Here is a 13,699-nt window from a genome sequence, read left to right as displayed (position 1 = left end):
TCCATATCGGTCCCATCAGCGGGGAAGGTCCCGCATCGCACGAAGGATCATTACGGATGAAGCGTATCATCATCGCCGCCGCGCTCGCAGGCACCACCACCACCGGCATCGCCGCGGCGCAGACCGCTGGCCAGACGACCGCGCCGACCGCAGCGGGCAAGTTCCGCGGGGATCGCGGCATGGGCCTCGATCTTAACAAGGACGGCGTGATCACCCGCGCCGAAGTCATCGCCGCCACTGACGCGCGCTTCGCGAAGCTCGATGCCAACAAGGACGGCAAGATCACCGCCGACGAGCGGTCCGGCCGCCGCACCAACATGCCGGACATCACGCAGGAGCAGATGCGTCAGGCGGCGCTTGCCCGCTTCGACCGGGCGGATGCCAACAAGGACGGCAAGATCGACGCGACCGAACGCCAGGCAATGCGCGGCATGCACCGCGGCGGGCGCGGCGGGCCGGACGGCATGCGCCACGTCGGGCGCGGCCACGGCGGCGCGATGGCCGCAATGGCCATGGCCGACACCAACCGCGACGGCGTCGTCACCAAGGCCGAAGCCGTCGCCGCAACCCAGGCCATGTTCGACCGGCTCGACACCAATCGAGACGGCAAGATCGACCAGGCCGAACGCGACGCCGCCCGTGACGCCATGAAGGCGCGTCGCGGCGGTGGCGCAGCGCAGCCCGGCGGCGCTCGCTGACGCCGGCGCGCGCCGGGCGGGGACCTCTCAGCCCGCCCGGCGCTTCCCGCGGGAGCATGACATGCTAGACACCGACGCCATGGCCGAACTGCCCCACCTGCTGCTCGTCGACGACGAGCGCTCTATCCGCGAGCCGCTGGCGCAATATCTCACCAAACAGGGCTTCCGTGTCACCCAGGTGGGTGATGCCGAGGCTGCCCGTGCGCGGCTCGGCGCTTATGCGATCGATCTCGTGGTGCTCGACATCATGATGCCGGGCGAGGACGGGCTCAGCCTGTGTCGCCACATTCGCGAGACCAGCGATATCCCCGTCATCCTGCTCACCGCGCGTACCGAGGAGACCGACCGGATCGTCGGCCTGGAAATGGGCGCCGACGATTATGTCGTAAAGCCCTTCTCCCCGCGCGAGCTTGCCGCCCGGATCAAGGTCGTGCTGCGCCGGCTGCGCGGCGGCGGCACGCGGCAGCATGCACCTGACGCGAGCGCCTATGCCTTTGCCGGCTGGGTGCTGAAGACGGGCGAGCGCACCCTGGTCGATCGCGAGGGCGTCGCCGTCCCGCTGTCGACCGGCGAGTACAACCTCCTCCACGCCTTGGTCACCCGGCCGCGCCAGGTGCTGACCCGCGACCAGCTGCTCGATCTCACGCAAGGGCGCGAAGCGGCCGCCTTCGATCGCGCGATCGACAACCAGGTCAGCCGCCTGCGCAAGAAGATCGAGGCCGACCCCAAGTCGCCGCAGCTGATCAAGACGGTATGGGGCGGCGGCTATACGCTGGCCGCGGAAGTAACCCGGCTGTGACGGCCCGAGCGTGAGGCTCCCCTTCCCTCGCAACCTGCCGGGCCAGTTGGCGCTGCTGCTGGCGATCGCCCTGTTCGCCGCGCAGGCGATCAATCTTGCGCTCGTGCTGCGCGATCGCGCCAACTTCCGCCTCGCCCAGGCCACCCGTCCGGCCGCGGTGCGGATCGCCGACGCACTTGAACGCGCGGACGAGCGGCCGATCTTCGAGGACCGCGGCCGCGTCCGCCGCCGCGCCGCCAATCCGCTCGAGCCTGCCTGGGAACGTCACCCTGACGTCGCCGAGGAGCTGCGCCGCCAGCTGATCGAAGCCGGCGTCAGCCCCGGGCGGATCGAGGTCGGCCTTCGTCCGGCCGATGCCCGCGAGCCGACGACCCGCGTCTCCGACGAGCGGCAACGGCGCCTTGGCCGCGCGCACCGCGCCCGAATCGCTGACACGTTGGTCATTGCGGTGCAGCAGCCCGACGGCAGCTGGATCAGCACCAACGCGCCCTGGCCGCGCCGGGACATGCGCATCATCTGGGCGCTCTTTGCCCAGACGCTGATCATCTATGTCCTGATCCTCGTCCCTGTCCTGTGGCTGGCGCGCCGCATCGCGCGCCCGCTGCGCGCGCTTGCGGTGGCAGCCCGCAACTTCACGCCGGGCAGCGCGCCCGAGCCGCTGGCGGTCGACGGGCCGAGCGATGTGCGCGACGTGGTCGCCGCGTTCAACGCGCTTACTCGCCGCGTCACCGCGATGCTCGAAGAAAAGGACCGGATGCTCGGCGCAATCGGCCACGATCTGCGCACGCCCCTTGCGGCGCTTCGCGTGCGGATCGAGTCGGTCGAGGACGAGCAGGACCGCGCCCGCATGGCCGACACGATCGAGGAAATGAGCCGCACGCTGGACGACATCCTCTCGCTCGCCCGCCTTGGCCGCCCGAGCGAAGCGATCACTGAAGTCGATCTCGCCGCGCTGGTCGATGCGGTGGTCGAGGATTTCCGCGACCTTGGCGCCGATGTCTCATTCGAGGAGGCCGATCGCCTCCGCATGCGGCTTCGCCCCACGCTCTTCCGCCGCGCGGTGCGCAACCTCATCGAGAATGCGATCAAATATGCCGGCGCCGTCGAGGTCTCGCTGCAGCAGACACCCGGCCGCGTCCTCGTCTGCGTCGCCGATCGCGGCCCCGGCATCCCGGCCGATCGCATGGAGGCCGTGTTCGATCCCTTCACGCGCCTCGAAGGATCACGCAACCGCGATACCGGTGGCATCGGCCTTGGCCTGGCGCTCGCCCGCGCCATCGTCCGCGATGCCGGCGGCGACATCACCCTCGCCAACCGCGACGGCGGCGGCCTCACCGCCACGATCACCCTGCCGCGGTGACGGGCGGCGGCGCAGTGCTTCGCCGATCGGCAGCGGCCAACGCAGCAGCGCCGCGCCAGCAGGCATGATCCCCACGGCACCATTCGAGGCCAACATCTGGCGCCTGCTCGATGAAGCGCTCATCAACACACCGATGGCGCCGGCAAGGGCGCCGAGCGGCCGGTTCCACCATTTTGGCCAGATCGCCATCTATGCGTCGCTAAGCCCGGAGGGCGCGGAGCTCGCCATGCGCCGCTACGCCGCCGATGGCATCCGACGCATCCTCGTTCCGCTACGCCTCCTGACGAACCGTGCCGCGGACATTCGAGAGGTGACGGCGGCCTCGGCTGACTGGCAGGATTTCATCAGGCGAGGCGAGACGCCGCCCACCTGGCCGTTGTCTGACGCGGCAAGACAGCTCGGCGCGGAAGCGATGGTCTACTCGTCGCGCTCGAGCCCCCGCCTCTCGCACGTCGTGGTCTTTGAACCTCGCTGCCTGACCCCCCTCGACAGACCGTTGGCGCACGGCAGCTGATCTCCACGAGCCGGCCACATCCTCTCGCACCGCCACACGCACCAGCACCTTGCCAAGCCGCGCGCGGGCGGCGAAGAGCGCGGCGGAGGGAGCGCAACAATGTCCGTGCAGTCAGACCGGTGGATTCGCGAGCAGGCGCTCACCAACGGCATGATCGAGCCGTTCGTCGAGGCACAGCGGCGCGATGGCTGCATCAGCTACGGTCTCAGCTCCTACGGCTATGACGCTCGGGTCGCAGACGAATTCAAGATCTTCACCAACGTCGATTCGGCGACGGTGGACCCGAAGGATTTCGCCGCCAACAGCTTCGTCGATCGCAAGACGGACGTCTGCATCATCCCGCCCAACAGCTTCGCGCTGGCGCGGACGGTGGAATATTTCCGCGTGCCCCGCGACGTGCTGGTGATCTGCCTCGGCAAGTCGACCTATGCGCGCTGCGGGATCATCGTGAACGTCACCCCGCTGGAACCCGGCTGGGAAGGCCATGTGACGCTGGAGTTCTCGAACACCACCCCGCTGCCGGCCAAGATCTACGCCAACGAGGGCGCGTGCCAGTTCCTGTTCCTGCAAGGGAACGAGCCGTGCGAGATCAGCTACGCCGATCGCGCCGGCAAATATATGGGCCAGCGCGGCGTCACCCTGCCGCGGCTGTGAGCGGAAGGCGGTAAGGCCCTCCAACGACAAGGGGCGAACCACAGAACCCGACAAGACTGATGCCCTGCGGGAAGCCAGGTGCAGTCAGGACGCGCTCAGGTATTCTGACGGCTCCCCGGCGCGGCGCCACCTCGTCACGGCCGCCCCGACGGAGGAGATTTCTTCGGGCACGCCGGCACCGGTGAACGATCATCCACGCCCAAGCCGATCGGTCATTCCGCCTGGGCCAGAAAGCGTCCGGGCGCATCTTGCCGATAGTGCCGGGACGCCCCGGCACCCCGGGCTGGACCCGGGATCCCGCTTCTACCTCGAGCTTAGCTGAACGCCGGCAGCATTCAGGGGCAAGGCATGCGCCGTCAGCGCCCTCAAAGCGACCGCGCAAACCAGCTTACGCGGTTGATCAGCGCCCCGCGAGCGTCACCCCGCCCAGCCGGTCGAGCCCGCGTTGTGCCACCTCGCGGGAGGACTCCACCTCGCCATTGGGCATCGCCATCTCGACATCGCTCGCGTTCAGTGCCGCACGGTACAGCGACGCCGCCTCGCCGATGCGGCCGGTGCGGGCATAGACGGTCGCAAGGTTGATCATCAGCTCAGGCCGGCGCGGGAAGATGCGCCGCTCCGCCACAAGCGTGGCTTCCGCTGCCTGGTAATCACCGGCCGAGATTGCCTGGTAGCCGGTCCGGTCGCTCGCCGCCGCCGGTGTAGCGGCGATCGCAGCACCGCAGAGCGCCAAGAGGATAACGCGCATATCCATTCTCCCAGCATGACAGGCGGATGACGCCTGCGTTTCATTTTTGTGACAGGAGAATGTCACTTTTGAGACAGTGATGCAATGACTCCAGGGGCCGACGCGCGACGCACATAAAAAAAGGGCGGCCCGCCAGGGGCCGCCCGTATCGTTCGCAGATCGCCGCGGACTTAGAAGTCGCGGTAATACTGCTCGTTGCCGATGAAGCCGAGCTTCGTGATGTTCGACCGCTTGATCACCGCCAGCGTCTGATCAACGACGTCGTAGCGCACCTGCGGATCAGGCTGGAAGTGCAGCTCCGGCTCCGGGTTCATCGCTGCCGACACGTCGAGGTACTGACGCAGCCGCACCGCATCGACCGGCGAACCGTTCCACGTGATCGTGCCATCGGCCGCGATCGCGATCTTGTTCTTGTCCGGCTGGACCGGCGGCGGCGCGTTGTTCGGCGAATTCTGCGGAAGATCCACCTTCACCGCGTGGGTTTGGATCGGGATGGTGATGATGAACATGATGAGGAGCACGAGCATGACGTCGATCAACGGCGTCGTGTTCATCTCCATCATCGGCTCGCCATCGTCTTTGCCGCCACTCATTGCCATTTCGATTACTCCTCGTGGCTGTGCTTAAAGACGCGAGACGTTCTCACCCGGGGGCGGTTCGGAAATGAACCCCACCTTGGCGAAGCCTGCCATCTGCATGTTGTAGATCGCGCCTGCCACGCACTTCCACGGCGTGTTTACGTCGCCGCGCACATGCGCTTCCGGAAGCTCCAGGCCCGGAGCATTGACCCCGCCCTGGCGCTCGATCTCGGCCTTCAGCTTGGCCACCGCGCGATCGAGCAGCTCCTGGTGGGTCACCTTCGTCATGCCCCAGTACACGGCGCACTGACCGTCCTCCGAGGTGATCGAGAGCGAGACATTCTCAGGCTTGGTCGTCGTCGGGTCGAAGCGGACCTGCGGCAGCTGCACCGGGACCGTCTGGATCACGACCGGGACCGCGATCAGGAAGATGATGAGGAGCACCAGCATGACGTCCACGAGGGGCGTCGTGTTGATGTCCGACATCGGGGTTTCTGCGGCGGAGTCTCCACCAACGCTCATCGCCATAAGTCAGGCTATCCTATGTCTTCGTTCCCGCCGGTCATCCGGCCGGGAAAGGTGGCGGGGCCGCCGAGCGGCAACCCCGCTTTCCCCCATTACGAGCGGGTCGGCTGCACGCCGCCGGTCTGACCGGCCGTGGTGGTGCCGACCGGCTTGGCAGCAACCGGCTTGGCCGCGCCGGCAACCGTCGGGCGCACCGCGCCGTTCGACGCGAGGTAGCCGAGCACGTCGTTCGAGAAGGCCGACAGCTCTTCCGCGATCGACTTGTTGCGACGCTGCAGCCAGTTGTAGCCGAGCACCGCCGGAACGGCCACGGCGAGACCGAGCGCGGTCATGATGAGCGCTTCACCGACCGGACCGGCGACCGCGTCGATCGACGCCTGGCCAGCCGCACCGATCTTGATGAGCGCGCGGTAGATGCCGATAACCGTACCGAACAGGCCGATGAACGGCGCCGTCGCACCCACGGTCGCGAGGAACGCGAGGCCGGTGCCCAGACGCGAGTTGATCATCGCTTCCGAGCGAGCGAGCGAGCCGTGCAGCCAGTCATGTGCTTCGACCGGATCGGTCAGCTTGGCGTGCTGCTCCTGCGCCTGCAGGCCGTCGTCGACGATCTGCTTGTAGGCCGAGTTCTTCTCCAGCTTCGCCGAACCTTCGCGCAGCGAGGTCGTCTGCCAGAACGAGGCGCGCACGCGCTTCGCCTGGTTGATGATCTTCTGCTGCTCGAAGAGCTTGGTGAACATGATGTAGAACGAGACGACCGACATCAGCACGAGGATGCCGAAGGTGCTCTGGGCGATGATGCCGCCCTGCTCGAGCGCGGCGGCCAGGCCGTACGGGTTTTCGCCGCCGTGTGCGGCCGGGTCGGCGGCTGCAGCGAGGATGGTGGTGATCATTCGATTGGTATCCCTCTGAAAAGCGCAAATTCTGGCGTGTGAAGATCAGTCCCGCGGCAGGCGCCAGACCACGCGACGGCTCTGCGTCGTTGCGATCGGGTTACCCGCAGCGTCGGTCGCCGGCGAATAGCGCGCCCGGCGGGTCAGTGCCCGGCAAGCCGCCTGGTCGAGGGCGTTGGATCCGCTCGATTCCGTCACGACACAGTTCTCGACACGTCCCTGCGTATTGATTGTCCACTTGATCGCAGTCGTGCCTTCTTCCTCGGCACGGATCGAGCTGGGCGGATAATCGTCATTCGTGATCCACTGTGCCGGATCGCCCTTGGCACCCGCAGCCTTGCTGACCACCGGCGGAGCCGGGGGAGCGGGCGGCGGCGCAGGCGGCGAGACCGGCGTCGGCACGTATACCGGCGGCGGAGTCGGCACGGTCGCGATGACGACGGGCGGCGACGGAGTCGTCACGATGGGCGGCGGCGCCACGACGGGCGGCGGCGTCATCGGAATATCCGGCGGCGGGGGCGGCGGCTCATCCGGCGGCGGGGGAGGCGGCTCCTCCACGTCGAACGTATTCAGCTTCTCCGAAACCTTTTTCACGTATTGGAACGCGAGGCCGGTGACGAAGGCGTAGCCGAGAGCAGCATGGATCAACGCGACAATAACGATCGCGACGATCTTGCTCCCGCTCATCTTCTGGTCAGAGTAGGCCATTCAGCAAAAGCACTCCCTAATCCCTATGGCCCGAAGGGGCCGGGCGGCCTGCCACGGCCTCCGCGGGGGGCGGAGTAGGCGTGCCGGTCCGTCCGCAAGGGCTAAACGACACCCCTGCGGTGTGCGAGTCCTAACTTGCGCCTTAACGACACGCAAACGCTTTGTCGGACGCAACAAACGAACAATCGCCTTGCTGCAGATTTATTTCTGTATCACGGGAAGGGGATCGATTAACCGAAGGGCATGGCTTCCCTAAGAAAAAGTTCGGTTTGGCTGGGCCTCGCGATGGCCACGGCGCCGCTCCAGATTCCCGCCGCGCTCAATGCGCAACAACCGGGACCCGCGATGGTTCCCGCCGCCCCCGCGCTGTCCTATGCGCGGATCGCGGACATGGTGATCGCGAGTCCGGTGATCGTTGATGCAACGATCCGTTCCGCCACGCGCATCAAGGGCGCGGAGGCCGCCAATGTCTCGCCGGGGTACACACGCTATTATATAGAGGCCGATGTCCTGGCGCTGGTCCGCGGCCCCGGGGCCATCCCGCCGCGCGTCGGCTATCTCCTCGATGCCCCGCTCGGCCCCGACGGGCGCCAGCCGAAGCTGAAACGCGCCCGCGTGCTGCTGTTCGCCCGCCCGGTTCCCGGCAGCCCGACTCAGCTCCAGCTCATCTCCCCCTCGGCGCAGCTATGGTGGTCGCCCGAGGTTGACGCCCTCACCCGCCGTATCGCGCAGGAAGTGATCGCCGGTGATGCGCCTCCGGTCGTCACCGGCATCGGTAACGCCTTCCACGTGCCCGGCTCGCTGCCGGGCGAAGGCGAGACCCAGGTGTTCCTGACGACGCAGGACAATCGCCCCGTCTCGCTATCGATCCTGCGCCGTCCGGGCGAGCAGCCGCGCTGGGCCGTTGCGCTGTCGGAGATCGTGGACGACGCCGCCGGCCCGCCGCAGCGTGACACGTTGCTATGGTATCGCCTCGCCTGCGCCCTGCCCCCGGCCCTGCCGGCGCGCAGCACGCAGGCGCTGGAGCCCGCCGACGCCGCCGTCGCGCGCGAGGATTATCGCTACGTGATCCAGCAGCTCGGCCCGTGCGATCGCGGCGATCAGGGCCCGGCGCAGTAACGTTGAAGGCCTCGCCCTGCGCCATCGCCGGGCGAGGCGGATACCCGCCGCGCCTTAACGGCGGTGGCGGACCAGCGTGATCCCGATCGATTCGCCCGCCTCGGCGATCGCCAGCTTGACGATCTTCACCTTCACCCGCCGCACCCGCTTGTCCTGCAGGAACAATGTCTCGGCGATATGATCGGCAACGCCCTCGATCAGCGTGAAATGCACACCCGGCGGCAATGCGTCGGTCGCGGCATGCTTCAGGTCGAGATAGTTCTTCGATGCCGTCAGCGGCGTATCCGGCGCGAAATGCGGCAGGGCATCCAGCAGCACCGTCAACGATATCCGCAGCGGCTGCGGCAGGTGCGTCTCCTCTGAATAGACGCCGGTCAGCACCGGCACTTCCAGATCGTGCACTTCGAGTTCGAGCGTGTCTTCCACCCCCGCGCGCTTAGCGGCACTTTCGCCGCGGCGCCATTCCGCTTGCGTTCAGGCCTGCAGGGTCTAAGGCGCGCCACCCCCTGATTCTGGGGCGGGAGGCAGGCATGATCGAGCTCGTGGGGCTGGAAACGGTGGAATCGCAGGCGGTGGAGCAATTGCTCGATCGTGCCTTCGGCGCCGACCGCCACGGCCGCACCGCCTATCGCCTTCGCGACGGAGTCGCCGCCCTCACCGGCCCCAGCCTTGCTGCGGTTGACGATGGCGCGTTGGTCGGCTCGATCCAGCTCTGGCCGGTGCAATTCACCGGCGATGACGGGCGCTGCGTGCCCATGGCGCTGGTCGGCCCGGTGGCGGTGGAGCCCGCCCGGCAACGTGACGGCATCGGCCGGATGCTGGTCGCCGCGGCGCTGGAACGGATGGGTGATGCGCCGCTGATGCTCATCGGCGATCCCGAATATTACGGCCGCTTTTTCGGCTTCTCCGCCGATCGCACCGGCGAATGGCGCCTGCCCGGCCCGTTCGAGCAGCGGCGCCTCCTCGCCCGCGGCGCCGGGGTGCCTGCGGGCGCCGGGACGATCGGCCCGCGCGTCGCGGCGCTGGCGTGATCGTGGGCGGCATCTTTACCCGGATGCCGCGCTTCCCTACCTCGGGCTCATGCCAATGGCGCCTCCCCCCGAATTCAGCACGCTGACGATCGCCGACATCGCGCGGCTGACCGAAGCGGATCGTCTGCCGCCCGTCGATCTGTGGAACCCGGCGCATTGCGGGCACAGCGATATGCGGATCGCGCGTGACGGCACCTGGTTTCACGAAGGCTCTCCGATCGGCCGCATGGCGATGGTGCGCGCGTTCAGCCGCATCCTGCGCCGCGAGCCCGATGGCGGCTATGTCCTCGTCACCCCGGTCGAGAAGCTCGATATCGAGGTGGAGGACGCGCCCTTCGTCGCGGTGGAGATGAAGACCGAGGGCGAAGGCCGCGAGTCGCAGATCGCCTTCCGGCTCAACACGGGTGAGATGGTGACGGTATCGGCCGATCATCCGCTGCGCTTCGAAGAACGCGAGGACGGCCCCCACCCTTACGTCCACGTGCGGGGCGGGCTGGAGGCGCTGATCTCGCGGCCGCTCTTTTACGAGCTTGCGGAACGCGCCCTGTCGGGTGACGACGAGCCGCCCGGCATCTGGAGCGGCGGGGCCTTCTTCCCGATCGAATCATGACCGCACTCATTGACCGGCTCGGCCGCGCGCTCACCGCCGGCATGGGCCAGGAGACGGTCCTCTTGGCCGGCGACCATGTCGATCTGCCGCGCGCGTCGGACGGCAGCCTCAAGCCCGCCGCCGTGCTGGTGCCAGTGACCGATCGGGCCCGCCCCGGCGTGATCCTCACCCAGCGCACCGAGACACTGCGCAGCCACGCCGGCCAGGTGGCGTTCCCCGGCGGTCGGCTTGATCCGGGCGAAGATGCCGTCACCGCTGCATTGCGCGAGGCGGACGAAGAAATCGCGCTGCCGCCGAGCGCCGTGACCGTGCTTGGCGAGGCCGATCGCTACCGCACCGTCACCGGCTATGCCGTGACGCCCATCGTCGGCGTGGTGCCGCCCGATCTGCCGCTCCGCCCCTCGGAGGCGGAGGTCGCCAGCGTGTTCGAAGTGCCGCTCGATTTCCTCCTCGATCCCAAGAATCAGATCGAGGCGAGCGTTGAGTGGAATGGCCGCCAGCGGCGCTATTACGAGATCCTCTGGGAGGATCGCCGAATTTGGGGAGCGACTGCCGCCATGATCGTCAACCTGTCGCGGCGGCTGCGATGGACCGCGTGATGCTGCCCGACGCCGCCTGGCGTCATCGCGCTGGCCTTGGTCGTCTCGCTGAGGCGCTGGACGCGGCCGACGGCGGCGCGCGCTATGTCGGCGGCGCGGTACGCGACACCCTGCTCGGACATGACGTGTCCGATCTCGATCTTGCGACCCCGCATTCGCCGCAGGACGTGATCGCACGGCTGGAGGGTGCCGGGATAAAGGCAATCCCGACTGGTATCGCCCACGGCACTGTCACCGCCGTGTCGCAAGGCACGGTGGTGGAGGTGACGACGCTGCGGCGCGACGTCTCCACCGATGGCCGGCACGCCGTGGTCGCCTTCACCGATGACTGGCGCGAGGATGCGGCGCGGCGCGATTTCACCATGAACGCGCTTTACGCCGATCCGGTCTCCGGCGAGGTGTTCGACTGGTTCGACGGGCTCGCCGATCTTCAGGCGCGGCACGTGCGCTTCATCGGCGATCCCTATCGTCGAATCGCGGAGGATCATTTGCGGATCCTGCGCTTCTTCCGTTTTCACGCGCGCTTCGGCGACGTGATCGACTCCTCCGGGCTCGATGCCTGCACCGATCGCGCCAACGATCTCATGGCCTTGTCGCGCGAGCGAATCGCGGCAGAATTGCTGAAGCTCCTCGTCGCGCCGCGCGCCGTGCCGGTCGTGCGCCTGATGGTAGAGCGCGGCATCTTCCGCCCCGTCCTCCCTGAGATCGCCGATGTGACGGCGCTCGAGGATCTCGCCGCCGCCGAAGCCGCTGCTGGCCTCGCCCCCGATCCGATCCGCCGCCTCGCCGCGCTCATCCCCGCCGCCAGCGCCGAGTCGGTCGGTGCGCGGCTTCGCCTGTCCAACGCCGATCGCAAGCGCCTGATCGCGGCCAGCGACGGCCCCGGCAGCGAAGGCCCGCGCGGGCTCGCCTTCCGCGTCGGTCGCGAGATCGCGATCGATCGCCTGCTGCTTGCCGGCCAAAGCATCGATGCGCTGGCGGACTGGACGCCCCCGCGGCTCCCGATCTCCGGCGGCGATCTCGTCGCGCGCGGCATTGCCCGCGGCCCTGAAGTCGCCCGTGCGCTGCGCCAGGTCGAAAGCCAGTGGATTGCTGAAGGCTTTCCGGATGCCACCCGCGTCGCCGAGATCGCTGACGCGGTGACGGCTCAGCTGTTGGTCGACACCAGCAGCCGGTAAGCTTCCTCCGCCGGCAGCGGTCGCGAATAGGCGTAGCCTTGGCCGTAGGTGCAGCCGAGCGCGGCCAGCGTCTGCCCCAGTTCCTGTCCCTCGATCCCTTCCGCGATCGTCTCCATGCCCAGCGCCTGGGCGAGGCTCAGGATCGCGCGGACGATGGCGATCTTGTCGCGGTCGCCCAGCATCCCGGTCACGAAGCTGCGGTCGATCTTCAATATGTCGATCGGCAGCCGCTGGAGATAGGCGAGGTTGGAATAGCCGGTGCCGAAATCGTCCATCGCGATCGTCGCGCCCGTCGCCTTCAGCGCGCGCAGGATCTCGGCATTGCCGTCCGGATCGGCGATCAGCGCGCTTTCGGTCAGCTCCAGCTTCAGCCGGTCGCCGCTCAGCCGATGCTGCGCCAGCGCCTCGGCCACCACGGGTGCGATCCGGTCGCGCTGCAGCTGGATCGGCGACAGGTTCACCGCCACCTTGACGCCGCATGTTCCGCCCGACCGCTGGTCCCATTGCGCCAGCGTGCGGATCGCCTCGTCGATCGCCCACCGGCCCAGCGGCACGATCAGGCCCGATTCCTCGGCGACGGGGATGAAATCGTTGGGCGGTATGTCGACGCCGTTCTCGCCCGGCCAGCGCGCCAGCGATTCGAACGCCACGATCCGCCCGGTGCCCAGGTCGCAGATCGGCTGGTAATGAAGCTCCAGCCGGTTCGCCTCGATCGCACGGCGAAGCGCGGTCTCCATCACGAATTGCTCGCGTGCCCGGTCCAGGGCCCGCGTCTGATAGGCTTCGGCCTGCCCCGTCTCCTTGGATCGGCGCACGGCGAATTGCGCATGGCGGATCACGTCCTCCGCATCGCCCGTAGCCTCGCTGCCGAAGGCAATACCGATCGCGCAGGAAATGCGGATCTCCAGTTCACTCAGCCGGAACGGCGTCGACAGCACCGCCCTGATCCGCTGCGCCGCCCGGTCGGTTTCGCTCCGATCCGAATCGATCGCCAGCAGGATGCCGAATTCGTCCCCGCCGATCCGGCCGAGCACGTCGTTCGTCCGCAGCGCACCCTTGATCCGCCTTGCGACGGTGATGAGCAATTCGTCACCCGCCATGCTGCCAAGGCAGGAATTCACGCGGCCGAAGCGGTCGAGATCGATCACCAGCACCGCGTAATCGCGCGCTCCGGCCTCGATCATCGCCTCCAGCCGGTCACTGAACCCGGCGCGGTTCGGCAGCCCGGTCAGGCTGTCGGTGCTCATCTCGCGCCGCAGGCTCAGCTCCGTGCGCACTTCGCCGGTATGATCGATCAGCGTGACGAGGCAGCGCGCCCGCGTGCCATCATCGAGCCGCGCCAGCGTCACGTCGAAATGGCGCTGCTCCACCGCATTGCCCGTCCGCCACGGCAGCTGGTCGCGTACCGCGCCACCGCCGAGGAAAGCGATGATCCGCCCACCCAGATCGCGCGCCAATGGGGAGGTGACCGGGTCCATGCCGAGGCCCAGGCTGCGGAATACCGCATTGGGCAGGTCGAAGGTCAGTTTGCCCTCGACCAGCGTCGCCACCACCGCCGCGATCGGCAGCAGCTCTAGCGCGCGTTCGGACGCCGAGAGCCCGTCGGGCGTGGCGAACGCGTCATGGTCCGGTCGTGCTGCGGCGGTGAAGCGCATCGGCCGACGCCTAAGGCTCTGCGGTAAAGT

General features: G+C 67.9%; 17 protein-coding genes. 10 read left to right on the top strand and 7 right to left on the bottom strand.

All coding sequences use genetic code 11. From position 1 onward, the window contains the following. Nucleotides 1-56: 56 nt before the first annotated feature. The 5 genes from ACH0CP_RS10295 (at nucleotide 57) to dcd (ending at nucleotide 4,025) form a co-directional block, all read left to right on the top strand. The gene (locus tag ACH0CP_RS10295) at nucleotides 57-698 is read left to right on the top strand and encodes an EF-hand domain-containing protein (protein ID WP_294441788.1); all 642 of its coding nucleotides are present in this window, start codon (nucleotides 57-59) and stop codon (nucleotides 696-698) included. Nucleotides 699-777: 79 nt separating this feature from the next. Further along, a complete protein-coding gene (locus tag ACH0CP_RS10290; RefSeq protein ID WP_294441849.1) occupies nucleotides 778-1,497 on the top strand; it encodes a response regulator in 720 nt (239 codons plus the stop codon). A gap of 10 nt (nucleotides 1,498-1,507) precedes the next feature. Further along, the gene (locus ACH0CP_RS10285) at nucleotides 1,508-2,857 is read left to right on the top strand and encodes an ATP-binding protein (protein WP_294441787.1); all 1,350 of its coding nucleotides are present in this window, start codon (nucleotides 1,508-1,510) and stop codon (nucleotides 2,855-2,857) included. Nucleotides 2,858-2,921: 64 nt separating this feature from the next. Further along, nucleotides 2,922-3,371 carry an RES family NAD+ phosphorylase gene (locus ACH0CP_RS10280; RefSeq protein WP_294441786.1) on the top strand — a complete coding sequence of 150 codons (450 nt, stop codon included), beginning with the start codon at nucleotides 2,922-2,924 and terminating at the stop codon, nucleotides 3,369-3,371. A gap of 99 nt (nucleotides 3,372-3,470) precedes the next feature. Further along, a complete protein-coding gene (gene dcd / locus ACH0CP_RS10275) occupies nucleotides 3,471-4,025 on the top strand; it encodes a dCTP deaminase (protein ID WP_294441785.1) in 555 nt (184 codons plus the stop codon). Nucleotides 4,026-4,425: 400 nt separating this feature from the next. On the opposite strand, the gene ACH0CP_RS10270 is transcribed toward dcd, so the two are convergent. From ACH0CP_RS10270 to ACH0CP_RS10250, 5 genes are all read right to left on the bottom strand, one after another. Next, entirely contained in the window at nucleotides 4,426-4,773 is a 348-nt protein-coding gene (locus ACH0CP_RS10270) for a tetratricopeptide repeat protein (RefSeq protein WP_294441784.1), read from the bottom strand. Nucleotides 4,774-4,943: 170 nt separating this feature from the next. After that, nucleotides 4,944-5,372 (bottom strand): biopolymer transporter ExbD, encoded by a 429-nt coding sequence (locus ACH0CP_RS10265; RefSeq protein WP_294441783.1) that lies wholly within the window; start codon nucleotides 5,370-5,372, stop codon nucleotides 4,944-4,946. 24 nt (nucleotides 5,373-5,396) lie between these two features. Next, complete coding sequence (locus ACH0CP_RS10260; RefSeq protein WP_294441782.1) at nucleotides 5,397-5,879, bottom strand: biopolymer transporter ExbD; 483 nt, start codon at nucleotides 5,877-5,879, stop codon at nucleotides 5,397-5,399. A gap of 89 nt (nucleotides 5,880-5,968) precedes the next feature. Beyond that, the gene (locus ACH0CP_RS10255) at nucleotides 5,969-6,769 is read right to left on the bottom strand and encodes a MotA/TolQ/ExbB proton channel family protein (protein WP_294441781.1); all 801 of its coding nucleotides are present in this window, start codon (nucleotides 6,767-6,769) and stop codon (nucleotides 5,969-5,971) included. Between the two features lie 45 nt (nucleotides 6,770-6,814). After that, nucleotides 6,815-7,477 (bottom strand): energy transducer TonB, encoded by a 663-nt coding sequence (locus ACH0CP_RS10250; RefSeq protein WP_294441780.1) that lies wholly within the window; start codon nucleotides 7,475-7,477, stop codon nucleotides 6,815-6,817. A gap of 345 nt (nucleotides 7,478-7,822) precedes the next feature. On the opposite strand from ACH0CP_RS10250, the gene ACH0CP_RS10245 reads away from it, so the two are divergent. Then, the gene (locus ACH0CP_RS10245) at nucleotides 7,823-8,596 is read left to right on the top strand and encodes a hypothetical protein (protein WP_294441779.1); all 774 of its coding nucleotides are present in this window, start codon (nucleotides 7,823-7,825) and stop codon (nucleotides 8,594-8,596) included. 54 nt (nucleotides 8,597-8,650) lie between these two features. On the opposite strand, the gene ACH0CP_RS10240 is transcribed toward ACH0CP_RS10245, so the two are convergent. Next, complete coding sequence (locus ACH0CP_RS10240; RefSeq protein ID WP_294441778.1) at nucleotides 8,651-9,022, bottom strand: dihydroneopterin aldolase; 372 nt, start codon at nucleotides 9,020-9,022, stop codon at nucleotides 8,651-8,653. A gap of 104 nt (nucleotides 9,023-9,126) precedes the next feature. On the opposite strand from ACH0CP_RS10240, the gene ACH0CP_RS10235 reads away from it, so the two are divergent. The 4 genes from ACH0CP_RS10235 to ACH0CP_RS10220 are packed head-to-tail and all read left to right on the top strand — an operon-like array spanning nucleotide 9,127 to nucleotide 12,014. Continuing rightward, nucleotides 9,127-9,627, top strand: coding sequence for a GNAT family N-acetyltransferase (locus ACH0CP_RS10235; protein WP_294441777.1), 501 nt, complete (start codon nucleotides 9,127-9,129; stop codon nucleotides 9,625-9,627). 49 nt (nucleotides 9,628-9,676) lie between these two features. Further along, the gene (locus ACH0CP_RS10230) at nucleotides 9,677-10,237 is read left to right on the top strand and encodes a DUF1285 domain-containing protein (protein ID WP_294441776.1); all 561 of its coding nucleotides are present in this window, start codon (nucleotides 9,677-9,679) and stop codon (nucleotides 10,235-10,237) included. Then, complete coding sequence (locus tag ACH0CP_RS10225) at nucleotides 10,234-10,836, top strand: CoA pyrophosphatase (protein ID WP_294441775.1); 603 nt, start codon at nucleotides 10,234-10,236, stop codon at nucleotides 10,834-10,836. Before ACH0CP_RS10230 ends, ACH0CP_RS10225 begins: the two co-directional genes overlap by 4 nt. Next, nucleotides 10,824-12,014, top strand: a complete 1,191-nt coding sequence (locus tag ACH0CP_RS10220; protein ID WP_294441774.1) for a CCA tRNA nucleotidyltransferase — start codon at nucleotides 10,824-10,826, stop codon at nucleotides 12,012-12,014. The genes ACH0CP_RS10225 and ACH0CP_RS10220 overlap by 13 nt, the downstream gene beginning before the upstream one ends. Here the strand turns inward: ACH0CP_RS10220 and ACH0CP_RS10215 are convergent. After that, complete coding sequence (locus tag ACH0CP_RS10215; protein WP_406875617.1) at nucleotides 11,984-13,669, bottom strand: putative bifunctional diguanylate cyclase/phosphodiesterase; 1,686 nt, start codon at nucleotides 13,667-13,669, stop codon at nucleotides 11,984-11,986. The two genes, ACH0CP_RS10220 and ACH0CP_RS10215, sit on opposite strands and share 31 nt — an antisense overlap. Nucleotides 13,670-13,699 lie beyond the last annotated feature (30 nt).

It is taken from the genome of Sphingomonas sp. 179-I 2A4 NHS (assembly GCF_045369135.1).
In the GTDB taxonomy this organism is placed as follows: Bacteria; Pseudomonadota; Alphaproteobacteria; order Sphingomonadales; family Sphingomonadaceae; genus Sphingomonas.
The sequence above is the reverse complement of the archived record's forward strand: the minus strand, read 5'-3'. Positions and strand labels throughout refer to the sequence as shown.

What these genes read in the sequence shown, in the direction of transcription:
- ACH0CP_RS10260 (WP_294441782.1), bottom strand. Translation starts at nt 5,879, where the DNA reads ATGGCGATGAGCGTTGGTGGAGACTCCGCCGCAGAAACCCCGATGTCG.
- ACH0CP_RS10250 (WP_294441780.1), bottom strand. Translation starts at nt 7,477, where the DNA reads ATGGCCTACTCTGACCAGAAGATGAGCGGGAGCAAGATCGTCGCGATC.
- ACH0CP_RS10230 (WP_294441776.1), top strand. Translation starts at nt 9,677, where the DNA reads ATGCCAATGGCGCCTCCCCCCGAATTCAGCACGCTGACGATCGCCGAC.
- dcd (WP_294441785.1), top strand. Translation starts at nt 3,471, where the DNA reads ATGTCCGTGCAGTCAGACCGGTGGATTCGCGAGCAGGCGCTCACCAAC.
- ACH0CP_RS10265 (WP_294441783.1), bottom strand. Translation starts at nt 5,372, where the DNA reads ATGGCAATGAGTGGCGGCAAAGACGATGGCGAGCCGATGATGGAGATG.
- ACH0CP_RS10235 (WP_294441777.1), top strand. Translation starts at nt 9,127, where the DNA reads ATGATCGAGCTCGTGGGGCTGGAAACGGTGGAATCGCAGGCGGTGGAG.
- ACH0CP_RS10255 (WP_294441781.1), bottom strand. Translation starts at nt 6,769, where the DNA reads ATGATCACCACCATCCTCGCTGCAGCCGCCGACCCGGCCGCACACGGC.
- ACH0CP_RS10295 (WP_294441788.1), top strand. Translation starts at nt 57, where the DNA reads ATGAAGCGTATCATCATCGCCGCCGCGCTCGCAGGCACCACCACCACC.
- ACH0CP_RS10280 (WP_294441786.1), top strand. Translation starts at nt 2,922, where the DNA reads ATGATCCCCACGGCACCATTCGAGGCCAACATCTGGCGCCTGCTCGAT.
- ACH0CP_RS10220 (WP_294441774.1), top strand. Translation starts at nt 10,824, where the DNA reads ATGGACCGCGTGATGCTGCCCGACGCCGCCTGGCGTCATCGCGCTGGC.
- ACH0CP_RS10215 (WP_406875617.1), bottom strand. Translation starts at nt 13,669, where the DNA reads ATGCGCTTCACCGCCGCAGCACGACCGGACCATGACGCGTTCGCCACG.
- ACH0CP_RS10225 (WP_294441775.1), top strand. Translation starts at nt 10,234, where the DNA reads ATGACCGCACTCATTGACCGGCTCGGCCGCGCGCTCACCGCCGGCATG.
- ACH0CP_RS10290 (WP_294441849.1), top strand. Translation starts at nt 778, where the DNA reads ATGGCCGAACTGCCCCACCTGCTGCTCGTCGACGACGAGCGCTCTATC.
- ACH0CP_RS10245 (WP_294441779.1), top strand. Translation starts at nt 7,823, where the DNA reads ATGGTTCCCGCCGCCCCCGCGCTGTCCTATGCGCGGATCGCGGACATG.
- ACH0CP_RS10270 (WP_294441784.1), bottom strand. Translation starts at nt 4,773, where the DNA reads ATGCGCGTTATCCTCTTGGCGCTCTGCGGTGCTGCGATCGCCGCTACA.